This is a genomic window from Aliarcobacter butzleri, from assembly GCF_900187115.1.
Taxonomy (GTDB): Bacteria; Campylobacterota; Campylobacteria; order Campylobacterales; family Arcobacteraceae; genus Aliarcobacter; species Aliarcobacter butzleri.
This window is the reverse complement of record NZ_LT906455.1, coordinates 1,109,408-1,128,493: the sequence shown is the minus strand read 5'-3', so window position 1 is coordinate 1,128,493 and position 19,086 is coordinate 1,109,408. Positions and strand designations below refer to the sequence as shown.

General features: G+C 24.7%; 17 protein-coding genes. 3 read left to right on the top strand and 14 right to left on the bottom strand.

From position 1 onward, the window contains the following. The 9 genes from aroB to CKV87_RS05600 all read right to left on the bottom strand — a co-directional run bounded on the left by aroB (position 1) and on the right by CKV87_RS05600 (position 12,831). Positions 1-1,035: a 3-dehydroquinate synthase gene (aroB, locus tag CKV87_RS05640; protein WP_012012827.1), complete on the bottom strand. Its 1,035-nt coding sequence runs from the start codon at positions 1,033-1,035 to the stop codon at positions 1-3. Between the two features lie 73 nt (positions 1,036-1,108). Then, positions 1,109-2,983: a bifunctional diguanylate cyclase/phosphodiesterase gene (locus CKV87_RS05635; protein WP_012012826.1), complete on the bottom strand. Its 1,875-nt coding sequence runs from the start codon at positions 2,981-2,983 to the stop codon at positions 1,109-1,111. Then, on the bottom strand, positions 2,980-3,579 hold the full coding sequence (locus CKV87_RS05630; RefSeq protein ID WP_012012825.1) for a transglutaminase-like cysteine peptidase: 600 nt from the start codon (positions 3,577-3,579) through the stop codon (positions 2,980-2,982). Before CKV87_RS05630 ends, CKV87_RS05635 begins: the two co-directional genes overlap by 4 nt. 69 nt (positions 3,580-3,648) lie before the next feature. Continuing rightward, positions 3,649-4,242 (bottom strand): response regulator transcription factor, encoded by a 594-nt coding sequence (locus tag CKV87_RS05625; protein ID WP_012012824.1) that lies wholly within the window; start codon positions 4,240-4,242, stop codon positions 3,649-3,651. A gap of 6 nt (positions 4,243-4,248) precedes the next feature. After that, positions 4,249-5,718 carry an HlyD family type I secretion periplasmic adaptor subunit gene (locus CKV87_RS05620; RefSeq protein WP_012012823.1) on the bottom strand — a complete coding sequence of 490 codons (1,470 nt, stop codon included), beginning with the start codon at positions 5,716-5,718 and terminating at the stop codon, positions 4,249-4,251. Further along, complete coding sequence (locus CKV87_RS05615; protein ID WP_012012822.1) at positions 5,711-7,873, bottom strand: type I secretion system permease/ATPase; 2,163 nt, start codon at positions 7,871-7,873, stop codon at positions 5,711-5,713. Before CKV87_RS05615 ends, CKV87_RS05620 begins: the two co-directional genes overlap by 8 nt. A 25-nt stretch (positions 7,874-7,898) precedes the next feature. After that, positions 7,899-10,463: a TolC family outer membrane protein gene (locus CKV87_RS05610; RefSeq protein WP_012012821.1), complete on the bottom strand. Its 2,565-nt coding sequence runs from the start codon at positions 10,461-10,463 to the stop codon at positions 7,899-7,901. Between the two features lie 302 nt (positions 10,464-10,765). Continuing rightward, complete coding sequence (locus CKV87_RS05605; protein ID WP_012012820.1) at positions 10,766-11,455, bottom strand: response regulator transcription factor; 690 nt, start codon at positions 11,453-11,455, stop codon at positions 10,766-10,768. Further along, positions 11,452-12,831 (bottom strand): PAS domain-containing sensor histidine kinase, encoded by a 1,380-nt coding sequence (locus CKV87_RS05600; protein ID WP_012012819.1) that lies wholly within the window; start codon positions 12,829-12,831, stop codon positions 11,452-11,454. Before CKV87_RS05600 ends, CKV87_RS05605 begins: the two co-directional genes overlap by 4 nt. Positions 12,832-12,979: 148 nt before the next feature. On the opposite strand from CKV87_RS05600, the gene CKV87_RS05595 reads away from it, so the two are divergent. Then, complete coding sequence (locus CKV87_RS05595) at positions 12,980-14,269, top strand: DEAD/DEAH box helicase (RefSeq protein WP_041644929.1); 1,290 nt, start codon at positions 12,980-12,982, stop codon at positions 14,267-14,269. Positions 14,270-14,275: 6 nt separating this feature from the next. Here the strand turns inward: CKV87_RS05595 and CKV87_RS05590 are convergent, their stop codons facing one another. Continuing rightward, a complete protein-coding gene (locus CKV87_RS05590) occupies positions 14,276-14,590 on the bottom strand; it encodes a helix-turn-helix domain-containing protein (RefSeq protein ID WP_012012817.1) in 315 nt (104 codons plus the stop codon). Positions 14,591-14,783: 193 nt separating this feature from the next. Here CKV87_RS05590 and CKV87_RS05585 point away from each other — a divergent pair, with 193 nt between their 5' ends. Further along, entirely contained in the window at positions 14,784-15,659 is an 876-nt protein-coding gene (locus CKV87_RS05585; protein WP_012012816.1) for a GGDEF domain-containing protein, read from the top strand. Positions 15,660-15,668: 9 nt separating this feature from the next. Here CKV87_RS05585 and CKV87_RS05580 read toward each other — a convergent pair whose 3' ends face one another. Further along, a complete protein-coding gene (locus CKV87_RS05580) occupies positions 15,669-16,184 on the bottom strand; it encodes a 3'-5' exonuclease (RefSeq protein WP_004509300.1) in 516 nt (171 codons plus the stop codon). Between the two features lie 57 nt (positions 16,185-16,241). Here CKV87_RS05580 and CKV87_RS05575 point away from each other — a divergent pair, with 57 nt between their 5' ends. Further along, a complete protein-coding gene (locus tag CKV87_RS05575; protein ID WP_012012815.1) occupies positions 16,242-17,057 on the top strand; it encodes a flagellin N-terminal helical domain-containing protein in 816 nt (271 codons plus the stop codon). Between the two features lie 27 nt (positions 17,058-17,084). On the opposite strand, the gene CKV87_RS05570 is transcribed toward CKV87_RS05575, so the two are convergent. The 3 genes from CKV87_RS05570 to CKV87_RS05560 form a co-directional block, all read right to left on the bottom strand. After that, complete coding sequence (locus CKV87_RS05570) at positions 17,085-17,543, bottom strand: glycine zipper 2TM domain-containing protein (RefSeq protein WP_012012814.1); 459 nt, start codon at positions 17,541-17,543, stop codon at positions 17,085-17,087. Between the two features lie 70 nt (positions 17,544-17,613). Continuing rightward, on the bottom strand, positions 17,614-17,955 hold the full coding sequence (locus CKV87_RS05565; protein ID WP_012012813.1) for a hypothetical protein: 342 nt from the start codon (positions 17,953-17,955) through the stop codon (positions 17,614-17,616). Next, entirely contained in the window at positions 17,949-18,992 is a 1,044-nt protein-coding gene (locus CKV87_RS05560) for a sensor histidine kinase (protein ID WP_014468712.1), read from the bottom strand. Before CKV87_RS05560 ends, CKV87_RS05565 begins: the two co-directional genes overlap by 7 nt. Between the last annotated feature and the right edge of the window lie 94 nt (positions 18,993-19,086).

Genomic DNA, 19,086 nt, shown 5'->3' with positions numbered 1-19,086 from the left:
TTAAAAACCTTTTAAAACTTCAATAACATCATTTTTTGTAACTTCATTAGTGATTTTACAATCACCAATACCAACTGGTAAAATAAACTTGATTTTATTATCCAATGACTTTTTATCTAAGAAAAAATGTTCATAAAAATCTTCTACATTTTTTATTTTATAAGTTGTTGGAATATCATAAGTTTCAAGTAATTTTTTAACTCTTAATTCTTCATCTTTACTCATAAATCCAAGTTTCATAGCAAGTGCATTTGCCATACACATTCCAATTCCAACTGCTTCTCCATGTAAATATGTATTATAGTTTGTCTCATTTTCAATTACATGTCCAAAAGTATGTCCATAATTAAGTGCAGCTCGAATCCCTAGCTCTTTTTCATCTTTTGATACAACATCTGCTTTAGTTTCAACAGATTTTTTTATAGCTATTTGAATATTTTTATCATCTCTTAAATCATTAGCTTCAAGCCATTCAAAAAAATCTTTATTAAAAGTTACTGCCATTTTAACTATTTCAGCAGCTCCAGCTCCAAACTCTCTTTTTGGTAAAGTTTTTAACATACTTGGGTCTATATAAACTGCAATTGGTTGATGGAAAGTTCCAACTAGATTTTTTCCAAATTTATTGTTTATTCCTGTTTTTCCACCAACACTTGCATCAACTTGAGAAAGTAGCGTTGTTGGAATTTGAACAAAATCAATTCCTCTTTGGTAAATTGAAGAAGCAAATCCAGTCATATCTCCAATAACACCACCACCAAAAGCAATAAGTAATGATTTTCTATCAAGTCTATTTTCAAAACAGTGAGTTAAAATAGATTCAATAGTTTCCATATTTTTATATTGTTCACCATCAGGAATAGTACAAACACTTAATTCTTTTGCTTTTATTTTTGTTTTTAAATACTCTAAATGAAAAGAACTAACTGTTGGATTTGTAACAATCACAACCTTTCTATCAAAAGATAGTTCTTTTAGCTCTTCTATAAAAATATTATAAGATTTTTCGTAAGGTAGATTTATGCTAACAGTCATTTTATTTGTCCAAATAATTTATTTAATAAGACAAATATCATAGCCAAAAAAAGCTAAAAAAAGCCTTTTTTGTCTATTTCTTTAATTGTGCCATAACAGAACCACTAACTGCATTTATACCGATTTCTTCTAAAGTAGTAATTTCTGAAACATCATCAACTGAAGTTGCTACAAGTTTTATATCTAAAGATTGAGTTAAAATCTTCAACATATTTAAACTTTGTCTTGATTCTAATAAGAAATATTTTGAAGCTTTAATATAAAGTGGTTTTAACTCTTTTAAATATGAGTAATCATCACTATTTGCAATAAAATTGAATATTGCAAATTTGAAATTATTTTCTTTAAATAATTCAACATACATCAATGTACTATTTAAGTTTTTATTAAATGCTTCTTCTTCTATTTCAAAAATAACATTTTGATTTTTATATTTTGTTAATAACTCTTTTAGTTTTGCATAACTACTTAATTTTTCAATAAACATTGTTGGTAATTGAATAGATACAAGGTTGTTTTCTTTAGATTTGAAAACTTTTTCAATGATATGTAAATAAACTTCATCTAATCTATTTTGTTCTAAGATTGGAGCTATAAATTCACCATATTTTATTATTTCACCTTCATATTCTAATCCAAAACTAATAGTTTTAAGTAGATTTTCTTTTGAATTAATATCTAAGATATCTCTATGCATTAATTTAAAATGTTCTTCTTTTAAAGATACATTTAAAATATTTATCCATTCTTCTTTTGTTTTATAATTTTCTATATTTTTTACATAAAAATAGTCATTTTCTGTATGAATTTTTGCTTGAGAAATAGCATAATCCATTTTTGTAAGAAGTGTTCTTGTGCTATCTTCATTTTCATATTTACATAAAGCAAAATTTATATTATTTTTTAATTCTTCAATATTTTTAACTTTTTTTATAAACTTATCTAATGAATCTTTTATATTATCTTCTAAAATATTTGGAATTAATGCTACAAATTCAGAACCATTCATTCTTGCAAGTACACTATTTAAATCACCACTAAACTCTTTTTTTATGTTAGAAGATAGATTAGTTAAAATTTCATTTGTTTTTGCATAACCATGAACTTTATTTATAACATCAATTTTTAAAGATATTATTACAACAAAACCTTTATTATTTGTATTATCTTTATCCAAATACTCGTTTGCTTTTAAAATAAAATATTTTCTATTATTTAGTTTTGTAATTTCATCTACGTATAGAAGTTCTTTATTTAATTTAAGTACATTGTTTGTATTTTCAAACATATTCTCAAATTTGTTTATCATACTATTTATACTTAAAGTCAAAGACTTGAACTCAGTTGTAAAAGGTATTTTCTCTGATAAAATAAACTCATTTTTCATAACAGCAAGAGCTTGTTTATTTATAACTTTTAATGGTTTTAATATAAATGTAAATAAGAAAAATAAAACTACAAGTAATATAGCAAAACTAATCAACAAAGAGACAATAAGTTTTGTAAAAATCGCATAAGTTTGTTCATAAAAAATAGCTCTATCACCATAGATTTCTAAAACACCTAAAACATTCCAACCATTAGAAATAGTTGCTAATGCAGAAATTTCTTCTATATCAACAAAATTTATAAACCATTGAGGAATATCTTCATCTATTTTTAACTCTTTTTGAACTTCATAAACAACTTCTTCTTGCATATTTTTGAAAATGATTTTTTCATAATTTCCATTATCAAAACTTGCATTTATAACAGTTTTTATAGTACTTTCATCTTCACCTGCATTTGTGATAGATAAACTAAGACTTGTTACACTATTTTGTACATTTTCATATAACGATTTTTTTGTAGATTCTTTCATTATATTAAAAGATAAACCTACAATAAGGGTAAATAGTATAAAAAAGATAAAAATCAATACTATTGATACTTGTTTAAATAAACTCATAGCTTTTGCTCCTTGTAATTTTGGATTAGAGTATCCCATTTTTTATGTGCTGCTGTTTTATTGCCTTTTAAAATATTTGGATTAAAGTTAAAAACTGGTGTTAAATCATCTCTTTTTGAGGCTGGTAAAATTACTTTCTTTAAACTATCCAAAATAATAGGTTCAGAAGTTGGTGTTTCAAAATAAGATAAAACCATATGTGCCTCGTTTGATTTTTTCACTTTAACATAACTTAAAAACATTTTTGAAGTTGGAACTCCTAAATATTCTAAAGCAAAATATTTAGCTATTACATAATCTTCACAATCTCCTTCATCTCTTGCTAGAAATTCAATTGGAGTTGCCCAATAATCACTAACTCCATAAATTTTTTGATCAGAATTGTATTTGACATTATTGAAAAAATCATTTACTTTTTCAAGTTTTGTCTGTACATCTTCATTTTTAATTTTTTCTAACAATTTATTTAATGCTACAAATCTATTTTTTGCAAATTTATTATACTTCTTTTCTACCTTATCAATAAGAGATTCACTAGCAAAATCAGCACTTAGAGTACTAAACAGTAAAAAAATAATAATTATAAAAATTTTCATGTTTTATTATATCAAAATATACTCTAAAGAGATAATTCTCAATTTATCACCTAAAAACCAAAAATTCATTTAAAAGAAAAGATTTATAAATGATAATCTATCATTTACTTTAAGTTTTTCATAAATATGTTTTATATGTGTTTTTATAGTATTAATTGAAATTTCTAACTCTTCACTAATTTGTGTATTTGTATAACCATTTTTGATTAAAATAGCTATTTTTTCTTCTGTTTTAGTCAAATCTTTAAAAATCTTATCTACATTTTTATCTTTTTCAATATTTATATTTTTTATTAACTGAGTTGTTATTTCAGGAAGTAACCAAATATATCCACCCAAAATAGTCTCTATTGCAGAATTTAAATAAACTGATGCCATCATAGAGTTTCCATAACCTTGAATACCTAAAGCAAACCAATTTTTAGCTTTTTGTAGATTTGGAACTCTTTCTAAAAATAAAATCTTATTCTCTTTTCTAAGTACATTAGAGATTATAAACTCTTCATTTTCTAAATTAACACAACTACTTACAATTAATAAAGAATTTTCTAAATTAATTAAATCTTCATAATCTTCAATAATTTTTATTTCATAGTTAGTTAAAAAACTTTCCCATCTACTTAATAACAAATTATCTTTAGTGTAGAGTGCTAATTTTTGCATTTTCCTTTACCTCTCCGTCATAGTATAAGTTTTTGTTTTTAAAATTGGTTTTAAAATATAATCAAGTACAGTTTTTTTACCAGTCATAATATCGACATCGGCAATCATACCTGGGATTATATGTTTAGAATTCTCTTCTTTACCAATATAATTTTTTTCTGTTTCAATTCTCACTATATAAAAAGTTTTTTCATCTTTTTCAGTAATAGTATCTGGACTGATATTTATAACATGTCCATCAAGTCCTCCATAAATAGAGAAATCAAAAGCAGAGAATTTTACTATTGCTTTTTGTCCTTGATAGATAAATGCAATATCTTTAGGCAATATTTTTACTTCAACTATCAATTTATGGTCTGTTGGAACAATTTCTAACAAATCAGAAGAAGGTTTTATCGCTCCTCCTATTGTATTTACATGAAGTTTTTGTACTATTCCATTAGATGGAGAAATAACTGTATTTCTTGTAACTTGATCTACTGAAGCAACATTATTTGCCTCTATATCTTTTAATTGAGTATATGTTTCATTTAGTTTTTCTCTAATTTGAGCATCATATACACCATATGTTTCATCTATTTTTTTATTTAACTCGATAATTTCTGAATTGATTTTATCTACACTTAAAATTACACTTTGAAGTTTATTTTTTGCATCACTCTCTTCTCTTTGTAACTTTAAAAAATCTACTTGAGAACGAATACCTCTTTCTACCATTGGTTTTGTCATTTGAACTTCTTTTGAAATAGCTCCAACAGAAAATTTCATATGCTCAATAGTTTGTTGGGCATCTTTTAATTCGTTTTCTTTTTGTTTAATTTGCTCTTTCAAAATATTAACTTTTGATTCTAGTTGTTTTGTATTTGTAAGATAAAACTCATTTTCATTATTTAAAAATTCATTAAGTTGTTGATTATCCGTTATCTCATAAACAAAAGGTTCTCTTTTTAACTCTGCTTCAAGCCTTTTTATTTGTGCTTTATAGTAATAAGATTTTAGTTCATTTGAAGCAACTGTTGAAGTTGATTTTTCATTTGAAACTCTTATTAAAACTTGGTCTTTATTTACAAAATCACCCTCTTTTACTAAAATCTCTTGAACAATACCACCTTCTAAGTGTTGAACTATTTGATTTTGTCCACTTGGAACAACTTTTCCACTACCTCTTGCAATTTCATCAATTTCTGCAAATGAAGACCAGATTAAAAAAGAAAAAATAGTTACTAAAAAAGCTATAACAACCCAATGAAGTTTTTTTGAATGATGAAAAACTACTGCTGCACTTAAACTTTTCATATAATCGTAGTCATTTTCATTCAATGGCTCTTTTGGAAGTTTTATACTATTATCAAAAAATGCGTCATAAATCTCTTTATATTTTGCATTTGAAGGTTTATCTAAAAACTTTTCAAGCTTATTTTTAGGAAAAGAAACAAGTTTTTTGAAAATATTTTGGAGTTTTTCTAATTTAATCATTTGAAACTCCTCCTAATTTTTTTACAACATCTTCTTTTTTACCATCTAAAACTTTTTCACCATAATTCATAACTATAACTCTTGAAACTAAATCTAACATATTCATCTTTTGAGTAACAATTAAAAGAGTTTTCTCTTCTAAATTCTCTTTTAAATTTTTTAAAACATTCATTTCACTTGTTTGATCCATCGCATTTGTTGGTTCGTCAAAAAGCCAAATATCTGCATTGTTTATTAAGGCTCTTGCGATTGCTACACTTTGTCGTTGACCTCCCGATAAACCTTGCCCTCTTTCACCTATTGGCATATCATAACCTATTGGATGAAGTTTTACAAACTCATCTGTTCCACTAATTTTTGAACATTTAAGCATCCACTCATCATCAACAAATTTATGAATTCCTAGAATATTTTTCTTTATAGTATCTCTAAACAAGTGAACATCTTGAGGAACATAACTCATTTTCTGTCTTAAATCTGCTGGATCAATTTGAGAGATATCTATTCCATCAATTAAAATTGAACCACTTTCAGGCTCATAAAGTTTTAACAATAATTTTGCAATTGTACTTTTACCAGAACCAATTCTTCCAATAAAAGCAACTTTTTCACCCTCTTTTATAGAAAAACTAACATTTTTTAAAGCATATAAATCACTATCTGGATATTTAAAAGAAACATCTCTAAACTCGATATTACCTCTTAAAGCTGGTCTTTTTACAAACTCTTTAGCTAATGGTCGTTCAATTGGTCTATTTACAATATCATCTAACATTTTAAAAGATTGTTTTGTATCTTCATAGTTTGTAATTAAACTTACTATTTGTCCCATAGGAGCAATAGCTCGTCCTGATAAAATCATAGTTGCAATCAATCCTCCCATAGTTAAATGAAATTCTTGAATTTGATAAACACCGAAACAAATAATCAAAACTGTATTTAATCCAACCAAAATACCTGTAACTGTAGGAATTGAAGCAGATATTACTTTAGATTTTAAACTTTTATTTGCTATTTCTCCTGTCGATTCTTCCCAGTTATATTGAATATTTCCTTGCATTCCTTGTGCTTTTATAGTTTCAATATTTTGTAAAGCTTCAATTAATATTCCATTTTTTTTAGCACTTGCTTCATAAGTACTTTCAATACTCGCTTTTAAAGGGTCTTTTATCATTTTTGCATAAATAACAATCAAAAAGATAATAAATATAGGAATAAATACTAAAACACCTGATAAATAAAATATTACAATTAAAAATAAAATCGCAAAAGGGAAATCTACAAGCACACTTAATGTTGAGTTTGTTAAGAAACCTCTTATACTATCAAAGCTTTTTAAGTTATTTGCAAATGAACCAACTGATTTTGGATGAGAACTTAATTGTAAATCTAAAACTTTTTCAAAAATAATAGATGACATGATAATATCACTTTTTTTAGCCGCAATTTCTAAAAAATATGTTCTTAAAAATTTCAAAATACCATCTAATAAAAATACAATAACAATCCCTACTGTAAATACAACCAATGTTTCTTGAGCATTATTTGGAATAACTCTATCATAAACATTCATTGTAAAAAGTGGCGTTGCTAAAACAAAAAGATTTATCAAAATTGAAGCCAAAATACAATCAAGATAAATAGACTTTGAAAAACCTAAAGTACTCCAAAACCAATGTTTTTGGTTATTTATATCAAGTGTTTTTTTACCATTTTCATGCTCATATTCATAAGCTTTTTTTAGCATAAATGCATAGCCTAAATATTCAGCTTCTAATTTTTCTATATCAACCCAATCTTCTAAAGGGTCATCAACACCTGGAAAAATAATTTTTGCTTTTGTTTTATCTTCATTAAAAGAGTCCAAAATGCAACTATTTTCATTTGATAAAAATAAAATTACAGGAAGTTGTAAACTCAATATATTTTTTATGGGTTTTTCAATAATTGTAGTTTTTAATCCTGCTCTTGCAGCTGCTCTACTAAACATAGATTTTGAACTATTTTTAGAAAAGAGCATCTGATCCGATAGATTTGAACCTAAAGGTAATCCTTGAAGTAAGGATTCAGAAGAAAATGGCTTATGAAAAAGCCTCGTATATAGAACTAAACACTCTAATAAACTATCATTTTTTCTCAAATTCTGATTAACCATTTTTCCCCTTTTATATACTTATAAATTATTTTCTTATAAGTATAGCATCAATTCTCCTATTTAAAGCTTGACCTTCGGCTGTTGAGTTGTCTGCAATTGGTTCATTATGACCTTTTCCAATACTTTGAATTCTTGAAGCTTCAACTCCATTTGAAATCAATAAATTTTTTATAGCAGCTGCTCTTTGTTCTGATAATTTTTGATTATGTGCTGCTGATGCTGTTGGATCTTTACTTGCATGCCCTTCAATTATTGTATTAAACTCTTTGTTATCTAGTAAATATCTTGCAAAAGACAATACTTTTCCTTTTGTCTCTTCTTTTATCACAGCTGAATTATTTTCAAATAAAACTTCTAAATTTATAGTATTTGTACAACCATTTTCATCAACAGTATAACCAGCTGGTGTATTTGGACACTTATCTAAAGAATCAATTACTCCATCTTTATCACTATCTATTTGAGGACTATTTTCACTGATTTTTTGAATAGATTTTGGAACATATAAAGCAACTGCTACTACATTATTTAAGCTTCCATCAGCTAAATCAAGATAAGCTTTATCAAAATCAAGTCTTGATTGAGTTACTAAAATATCTTTATTTATACCTTTATTTACTAACTCATTTTTAATAGTATTTGCATATTCCATTCCTTGAGTATAACTTTTCTCTTTATTTTTTGTAATCTCAGTATTTCCAATAATAGTTACTACTACATTTTTATCATTATATGGTTTAATTTCATTTACGATTTTTTCAATTTGAGTTTCTCTTGATTTATTCATATCAATAAATTCAAATCTTTTAATCATATTAAAATCATCATACATTAAATGATTATCTAAAGCAGTTGATTGAACATTTTTATTTGCAGCAGCATTAAATTCATAGTCATATAAACCTAGTTTTGGTGATTTTTTAGGACTTTCTTCTGTATATGCCATAACAGATTTTAAATAATCTTCATTTGCTTTAAATTCATTACCACTTACTTCTCCTGTTTCACAACCATTTGCATCAACTAAACTTCCAAATGGTGTATTAGGGCACTTATCTTTATAATCTGGTATTCCATCAAAATCTGAATCTTTTTCTTGTTGAGAACATCCATAAGGTTTAATGTCATTATTTCCAACAACACTATTATCACAAATATCTAAATTATCAACAATTCCATCTTTATCTGCATCAAGATTTATAGGTAATTCATCTTTTACAATATCAAATGGTTTAAGTGTTGGTTTTATAAGTTTATTGTATTCTGCTTCATCAACTACTGAACTTACTAAAACACCCATTGCATCTAAAATTCTATATTGTGCAAAAAGTTTATCCATTTGAGCATTTATAATTTGGCTTTTTGAATTTACTAAGTCATTTTGTGCTGATAACAAATCAAGAAGAGTTCTTCTTCCCATCTCATATTCACTTCTATAACTTTCTAATGTATCTTCTGAATATTGGTAATATTTATATAACTCTTCTAGTTGTTTTCCAAGCATTTCATACGCAGACCAAGATAGTTCTAAACTCTCAATAGTTTGTCTTTTTAGATTTCTTTGAAGTTCTACTTCTTTATTTATTGAACTTTTACTTTTTTGTAAATCTGCTTCATGTGCACCACCTTTATATAGGTTCCAGTTCATAACAACATAAGCTTTTTGTCTATCATCTGCACTATCAAAACTATTGTCTGTTGAATAATCATTAAATACTTGTTCTAACTCTAAATCAACTGTTGGCATAAATGCAGATTTTTTTTGTTTATATAACTCTTGAGCACCTTTTATATTAAAATTACTAACTAAAATTGAAGGGTTATTTTGAATTGCAACCATTACTGCTCTTTCTTTACTTTCTGGCATTGCATAATTCAAAGCTGGTAAACTTAAAGTTGAAACATTAACTTCTCTACCTAAAAGTCTTTTAAATCTAAATTCTTTATCCATTGTATTATTTTTTTGAACAACTAAATTTGAATTTGCTAAAGATAAAGAAGCATAAATTTTTGTCATCTCAGACTTTGTTGTTAAACCTTGTTCATATAAAGACTTAACATCGTTATAAATTTTTTGGTTTATATCAACATTATCTTTTGCATTTTGATATAGCTGATAACTTCTAATAACATCTATATAAGCTCCAACCATTTGAAATGAGATATCATTTGCATTTTCTAAATAATGATATGCTGCACCTAAAATTCTTGTCTCTTGATAGCTAATTTTATGTGTTGTACTAAAACCATTGAAAATATTTTGTGTAAGTTTTAAAGAATTTGTATAATGAGAGTAAGTTCTGTCTTGAACTGTGTGGTCAAATTTTGAACTACCACTATCTTTTAATTCACCACTATTATTTCTTCCAATTCTTGCAGAATAATCAAGTGATGGTAGCCATTCTGATTTTGCTATTTCTAAATCTTGTTGAGTTTCATTAAAATTTTTTAATCTTTCTTGTACTACTGGATTTGTATCTAAAACTTCTAGTACACTCTCTTTTAGTGTTAAAGCATTAAGATTAACACTTAATAAACATATTGCACTTGCAACAACGCTAATTAATCTTTTTTTTGATTTCAATTTCATTAACTACCTTTTTTATTCTATTAAGCAATATCATTATAAAGTAAAATAATAATATTTTCGTTATTATATACACCTGAAGTGTCAGAAAAGTATCAAAGTAAATATAAACTTTCATATAATTTCATTATAAATATTATATTCAATCAAATACCTTAAAAAAGGCATTTGCTAGAGATTATTTTTTATTTTGAAAAAAATAAATAATTTTTTTATTATTTTTTATTTCATGATATAAACCATTAAAATTGAGTGATAAAAATTATATTCTTATTTATTTTTCTATTTAATTTGTGGATATAAAATTAAATATTAATTTTATATCCTTCATTAAAAACATTTAAAATCAAATTTTCTGGAACTTTTTTTCTTAATCTTTTTACCAAATTTTTTAAACCATTTAAATTAATTTCATCTTCAAAATTCCAAACATATTCAAAAATATCATCATAAGTAAATACTTTGTTTTTTTTAGAAAGAAGTAAATCTAGAAATAGCTTTTCTTTATTTGTCAAATCAACTATTTTATTATAGTGTTTTAGTTCTTTTATAGTCAAATCCCAACTATATTTTTCTGGTAATTCTATTTTTTGAATAGATTGAATATCAAAATTTAACAACTCATCTATAACTAATTCTAAAGCATCTTTTAAATCTTTTCTATTAACAGGTTTAACTAAATATTTTGTAAGTTTTAATGTCACAGCTTCAAATAAAAATGAATTATCACTATGAGCTGTCATTATAATAGCTTTTGTAGTCATATCATTTTGTCTAATCTTTTTAAGTAACTCTAATCCATTTATTTTAGGAATATTTATATCTACTATTAAAATATCTGGTTTATGTAACTCATAAAATTTATAAGCTTCTTCTCCATCTGAGGCTTCATGAACTTCATTAAAAAACATTTTTAAATATGTTATATAATTTTCTCTGATTGCATTTTCATCTTCAACAAATAAAATTTTATAAGGATACATCTGTTCTATCATATTTCTCCCTTTGGTATTTTAATTGTAAAACAAGCACCATTTTGCTTATTTTCAATACTTAAAAAACCTAATAAACTGTTTTCAACAATCATCTTGGCAATATAAAGTCCAAGTCCAGTTCCTTGAGCTTTATGTTTTGTTGTAAAATATGGCTCAAAAATTTTATCTAATAAGTCTGAATTTATTCCTAATGCATTATCTTCTATATGTATAACTAAATTTTCATTATCCATATAAGCATTTATTAAAATTTTTGGAAAATGAATATTCATATGAATAAAAGCATCTATTGAATTATTTATAATAATCAAAATAACTTGTTGTAATTCTCCTAGATAACTATTAATTTTTAAATCTTTTTCAATATTTATTTCTATTTGAATATGATGAGAATTAATTAATCCTTTTAAAATATCACTGGCTTTTTGAATTGCATCTTCTACTTTAAAAATAGTTTTTTTCTTATTTGGATTAAAAAAATTTTTAAAATCACTAATAGTTTTTGACATATAAGAAGTTAAAGATTCTATTTCTGTTAATTTATTTTCTACAAGAGTATCTTTAAAATTATGCTTTTCTAATATCGCATCAATTAAAATAATTGATGAATTTATTTGAGCTAATGGCTGTCGCCATTGATGAGCAATATTTTCTATCATTTCACCCATTTGAGCTAATTTATTTTGTTGCATTATCATATGTTGTTGTTTTGTGTTTTTTTTAATTTCATCTTCAATTCTTTTTTCTAAAGAACTATTTAGATTTTCTAACTGTAATTTTGCAACTTTTAACTCTAAAGCTTTTTCTCGAATTGATATTTCATAATTTCTTTGTTGCGTAATATCTAATCCAATATTTATTGTTTCACCATTTGGAAGTTTTATATTTGCCCATTTTACAATTAAAGTTTCACCATTTTTTGTTTTTGGATGCCACTCTTCAAAACTATTACTTATATTTTCAAATGATTTCATAACATCTTCACAAACTTTTGGGTCATCATAAAATAAACTTAAAGAATTTTTTTTATTTTTTATTTCATCAAAAGTCCAACCAAATGCTTTTTCACATTCTTTATTCCATAAAATAATCTTTCCATTTTTATCAAAAGAATTTAGAAAAACTGGTGCAATATCAAAAAGTGTTCTAAACTTTGCTTCGCTCTCTTTTAGCTTTAAATTCCAATAAATAAACATACCTATTAAAATCAAAATTAAAAGTACTATTTCAATAACTAATTCATAAGTTATTTCAATTTGATTATTTATTAATAAAGAATTGTCTAAAAAGACAAAAATCTTTTTTGAATCAAAAGAATCTGTATTAGAATAAAGATTTAAACTTAAAAAATAAAAAATCAATAAGAGATGTTTCAATATTAACTCTTTCTTTGCTTAGATATTTTATTCTATAAAATTCTTACAAAAAATCTACTAAATTATATTTTTCTATAAAAATTTTAAAATTTAGTACTAATATCTTTTTAGATATAATCTAAGAAAATTAAGATTAAAAGGATCTCTTATAAAAACTTTTGCATCATTAGAATTAAATAAAAATGTATTAAAAGCTATTGAAGAATTAGATTACAAAGAACCAACAGATATTCAAAAAAAAGTAATTCCAATTGCTTTAAAAAAAAGAGATATTATAGCTGCTGCACAAAGTGGTACAGGTAAAACTGCTGCTTTTTTATTACCGATTTTAGAAGAGTTAATAGAACAAAAACAGACAAATGAATTACCTATTTTAAGAACTTTGATATTAGTTCCTACAAGAGAGTTAGCAACTCAAATAGGAAAAGTTATTGATGATTATGCAAAATATTTAGATATTAAAAGACTAGCTATTTTTGGTGGTGTTTCATCGAAAGAACAAGAAAAAAAGTTATCAAATGGAATTGATATTTTAGTTTCAACTTCAGGAAGATTGTTAGAACATATTAAAAATAAAAATGTTAATTTATCAAGTGTAACGACAGTTGTGATTGATGAAGTTGATACTATGCTTGATATGGGATTTTTAGAAGATTTAGAGAAAATTTTACCAAATATCGGACAAAATAGACAAATTATGATGTTTAGTGCAACCTTAAATCAAAATGTAAAAAAACTTGCAAAAGAGTTTTTATCTGATCCTGTAGTTATCGAAGTAGCAAAACAACGTTCAAGTGTAAAAATCATTGACCAACAAATAGTATTAGTTGATGAAGATAAAAAGGCTGAACTATTATCTTATTTGATTGGTTCAAGAAACTATTCACAAGTTTTAGTTTTTGTTAATATGAAAAAAGAAGCTGATGATTTAGTAGCTCATCTAAATCTTGATGGTCTTCCTGCTGAATGTATTCATGGAGATATTAGACAAACAGCACGTGCAAAAGCTTTAAGAAAATTCAAATCAGGTGATATTAGAGTTTTAGTTGCAACAGATATAGCCGCACGTGGAATTGATATAGAACTTTTACCAGTAGTTGTAAATTTTGCTTTACCTGAAACAATAACTGACTATACTCATAGAATTGGAAGAACTGGACGAGCTGGAAATGCTGGAACAGCAATCACACTTTTAAGTGTAAAAGATTATAAATTTATGATTGAAATAGAAAAAGAGTTGATTATAAATATTCCAAGAATTGAAGTTGAAGGTTTTGAAGCAACAGAAAAAAAACCAAGACTTTTTAAAGCAAGACCAAAACCATTGAGTCAAAGAAAAGCAGAATCTAAAGCAAAAGAACAAAATAAAACAGCTAAAACATCAACAAAAAAAAGAAAAATAACAAAAAGAGATTCTAATAAAAATTTTAGGAAATAAAATATTTTAAAATATTTTATTTCTAATGTGTTCTATTTTAATTAAATAGTAAATATAGGCTTTTTCCTCTTTTGTTGCATTATTTAATATTTTTAAAATCTCTTTTTCGTAATTTATTTCTATATCATCATTTCCTGTAAGCAAATATATTTCATCAACAAAGCAATATTTTGCTATTTTACTAACTATACTTACAGTTGGTTCGTTCTTATTTGATTCATAATTTTGAAGAGTTCTTTTTGAAATATTAACTCTTTTAGATAATTCTTCGAGAGTCAATCCCGCTTTTTCTCTTGCTTCTTTTAATCTTAAATGTAACATTTCATTTTTTCTTTATGGTAATTTTATTCTAGTTTTATTGACTTTAACGTAAAAAATTGCTATTATGTTCATTATTAAATAATATTATTTAAAGATTCCAATAGCCATTTAACCGCCTATTTTACCAAATCTTTTATTTTAAATAACATAATTTTTTTGCTTTAAACAAAATATTTATAAGGGGAATGTTTTTATGTCTATATATACTTGCTCAGAAGATGAAATAGAAAATATTATATTAATAACTAAAAATTTAGTTGATAAACACTCTTTTTTTTACAATAATCTACTAAAAAAAATTATATGTAAGCTCGATATAGAAGAAATAGAAATAGAAAAATATCTAAATCAAAAAAATTGTCCTTTTAATGATTTTATAAAATCATTTCCAAATATAACTTTAGAAGAAAACTTTGAGAAATTGATAAATACTCATGAATACTTTCATAAATTATTAAATAAAACACTAATGAACTATATAAATAATAAAACTATAAAAGAAAAATTATTTGATGATTTATATATTAGACATAAAGATTTTATAAATGAACTAGATAACATCATATTTAAATACAATTTCAGAAAAAATCAATTAGATAAACTTACTCTTGCATGGAACAGAGAAATTTTTCTAGAACTCTTAGAAAAAGAGTACTTTTTAATGAAAAGAGAAGAAGCAAGTTTTTCTTTAGTATATTTTGATATTGATTTTTTTAAAAACATAAATGATACATATTTTCATGATTTTGGCGATTTTATATTAAGAGAGTTAATAAAATATATAAAAACAAAGTTAAGAAGATATGATTCAATTTGCAGATGGGGTGGAGATGAATTTTTAGTTTTACTACCAAAAACTAATTTAAAAGAAGCTACAGATATTATAAATAGAATTAGAATAAAAATAAACAAAAAAAGATTTATTTTGGATAAAAATAATATAAATATCACTTGTTCTTTTGGTATAGTTGAATCAACTTTAAATGAAACAATACAAGAAATAATAACTAGAGCAGATGAACTTTTATATAAAGCAAAAAAGTTAGGAAAAAATAGAATAGAAATATAAATACTATTTTTATAGTTTTATATTCATTCTTTTTAAAATTTCATAAGTTTTTGTCACATCATAAGTTGCACTATGATATTTTGAAGCATCAAATTCAATTCCATAATAATTGCAAGTTTCATCGAGTTTTGGATTTTTTATTCGTCCATTTTTCCCAAAAACATTTACAATGTTTTTATTTTCGCTCATTGTACAAATGCAATTTTTAAATTTCACTCTATTATTTATATGTCGTAATTCAAAGCTTATATTATGAGCAATTAAAGTTTCACTTTCATAACAAAACTTTTCAAAATCTTCATCTTCACTAAAATATGAACTATAATTTTTATCTTTTCTATAATCAAGTATTAATTCAGGAGTTAATCTATGTACTTCGTAAGAATAAAAATTTAAAGGAAATCGTGATAAATAATATCGATGAAATTTATCTAAAATATTAAAATTTTTATCAATTTTCACCGCTGCTATTTCTAAAACATCACCAATATTGTTTGTATTTGTTTCAAAATCTAAAATAATCATGGTGACATTTTATAATATTTAAGCTAAAATTGGATAACTATGATAAAGGAGTTTATTATGAAAATAAATGATTCTATCTCTTTAAATCAAGATTTATATATAAATGCTTCTCGTACTTTAGCAAATCCATCTTCTTATGGAACTGAAGAAAAAAATTCAGCTTATAGTATAAATATTAATCCTCAATTATCTACAAGAGCTGTTAACACCTATGAAAATGAGATTAAAAATACAAACCAAGCAATGGCCGCAAATCAAACTACAACAAATGCAATGGAAAAACAATCAGAGATTTTGAATAATATAAAAGAAAAACTTCAAAAATCTACAGAATTAACAAATAGTGAAGATAAACAAAATCTTTTAAAAGATATTCAAATAAAACTAAAAGATTTAGATGATATTGCAAAAAATACAACTTTTAATAGTCAAAATTTACTTCAAAATAGCCAAACAGATAGTTCAGCATCACAAGCAACTTCTTATCAAGTTGGTTTAGGAAAAGGTCAAGTTGTAGAAATCCCATCTTTACAATCAAATACTCAAGGTTTAAATCTTACAACTTTAGTAAATCAAGACCCGACAAATTTTGGTGTTGAAGATGCACAAAGTTTTTTAACGAATGTAAATGATGCTATAAAAAAAGTAGATGACAATATAACTGATTTTAAACAGACTCAAGAAAAGCTTGAAGACACAAGAAAAGATCTGCTTTCAAAAAGAGAAACAACAATAAACACAACAAATCTTTTTGCAGATTATTCAAAAGACTCAACAAGTTTTTCTAAACAAAATATCTTCTCACTTGCTGGTTCAATAGGAATATCTCAAGCAAATCTAAATCAAGATATGGTTTCAAAACTTCTTAAATAAAAAAAGGTTTGAGTTTATAACTCAAACCTATCTTTCATAATAAAACCCACCATGAATAACTTTTTTTGGATAGTGACCAAATCTATGTGGTGGATAATAAGGTCTATAATATCCCATTGGAGGACCAAAATATCTTGGAGGATATGGATCATTATAAATAATTGTTACTTGTGAACTAGGTGGATTATAATATGGCTCAGAATAGTAGTTATTATTTACATAAGTTGTTCCACCATTACTATAACCATTATTTGGATAATTATTATTGTAATATGTTGTCGGAGCTGTATTTCTTGAATTATTTGCAATAACTGCACCTAACAATCCACCAGCTACTTTTGCAACATCTTTTCCATTTCCACTTCCAATTTGATTCCCAATAGCAACACCAAGAGTTGCTCCAACAACTGTATCTAAACCAATAGAGTTATTGTCTGCAAAAACCAAAGAACTAGAAACTAAAAACATTGCTAGAATCTTTTTCATTCTTATATCCTTTTTCTATATTAAAAAACTTTAAAATAATAGATGTAAATTGTGTATTTATTGTGAAAAATTATTTCAATTTTCCAGAGACTTTATACTCTTCCCAATACTTATCTAAAGCACTATTCAGCTCTTCATCAGAAAGTTTTGTTTTCTTTTTTACACCAAATCTTTTGATAAATGATTCTGGCATAATTGTAGTTTCTGCACTTGGATTTTTCAAAAAATCAAACATAGCTTTTTTTACAGCTCTTTCACTACTATACTCTAATAAATATCTATAAAAATATTTATCAATTGATACTGGTAATCTACTATGACATTTCACACAATTTGTCTCATAAATATTTTTTTCATCTTTTGCAAATAAAAACATAATAAATAAACTACAAATAAAAAAAACTCTTACCATCTTACTTTTACCTTTGTTCCAACTCCTAATTGTGAAGTTACATCTATTTTAAAATCATACTCTTTTGCTATTAAAGATACAATATTTAAGCCTATTCCAAAGCCACCTACACTTTTATCAAATCTTTGATATCTATCAAAAAGGTTTTCAAGATTTTCACTACTCATTCCTTTTCCACTATCTTCAATTATCATACTATTTTTAGCAAGTATAACTTTGATAAATCCAGAATTTTTATTGTATTTAATTGCATTTGAAAGTAAATTATCTATTAGTTTTGATATTTTTTTAACATCACAGAAAATAAATACATTATCTTTTATATTTGTTTCAAATCTAATCTTTTTCATATTTGCAATACTTAAAAAGAAATCAACTCTTTGTCTTAGTATATTTGATAGATTTATATTTTCATTATTTGAAATTATTTGATTATTTAAAGTAACAAAAGTCAAATCTTCATATATATTTGAAATAGTTTTTGCTCCTATTTCTATTCTATTTATTTTTCGTAAGGTTTTATCATCTAACAAACTTTTATCTATTGTTTCTATATTTGTAATTATGGCAGTTACAGGAGTATTTAGTTCATGAGTTGTATCTTTTATAAATCTATCAAGTAGATGTAAAGCATCACGCATTGGTTTTAAAAACAATTTAGAGATAAAATATCCTATAAAAATCATAAATAAAAATGCACAGAAAAAAGATATTATCATCTTATATTTAATATTTTCAAACCAAATATTATCATCAGGAATTTCTATAACTACATATTTTGAACCCAAATAGTAAGATTCTGGTTCTTTTATAAAATGAATTTTGTCATTTTTTAAATATATTACATCATCTAATTTAACTATTTGTGATTGTAAAGTTGAAAAAATCTTTTTTTTATCACTATCATAAATAGCAGATTTATATTTTTCATCTCTTGGATAAATATTGTCTTTATCTATATTTATATGAAGTTCTTTTAAATTTGAAATTAAACTATTTGAATAAGTTTGTAGAATTTGTCTTTTTTCTTGCAACATTAAATTTTTTTGAAACTGATAATATAAAAAAAACATAACACAAAGAATAACGAGAACTAAAAAAGAGTATAAAAGACTAAATCCTAAAAGGGTT